Source organism: Halorubrum sp. SP9 (genome assembly GCF_005435015.1).
GTDB lineage: Archaea > Halobacteriota > Halobacteria > Halobacteriales > Haloferacaceae > Halorubrum > Halorubrum sodomense.
Window position 1 is genome coordinate 1 of record NZ_SGXU01000605.1, and the last position, 292, is coordinate 292.

Annotated in this window: 1 protein-coding gene; it reads right to left on the bottom strand. The window is 70.2% G+C overall.

Annotated elements, in window-relative coordinates:
* A partial coding sequence (locus EXE45_RS18740; protein WP_274595503.1) for a CbiX/SirB N-terminal domain-containing protein occupies nt 1-292 on the bottom strand: 292 nt, incomplete at both ends.

Sequence of the window (292 nt, forward strand, 5' to 3'; positions counted from 1 at the left end):
GGTCATCGCGCGGTGGGTCCCCACCGGCCCGCAGTAGTGGACCTCGCGGTCGATGTCCTCGGCGACGAGCGTCGCCTGGTCCGCCGAGAGGCCGTCGGAGCCCCACTCGGAGACGTCCCAGCCGTCGAGCCGGAGCTCGCGCGGGATCACCTGCTCGGTGAAGTAGCCCTCCGAGACGAACAGCGGGACGACGTATATCTCGTCGCCCTCGACGGTCCGGAGCACCTCTCGGAAGTGCGGTTCCTCCTTCCAGAACCCGGTGCGGACCTCGTCGAAGGCACCGGTGGCGCGG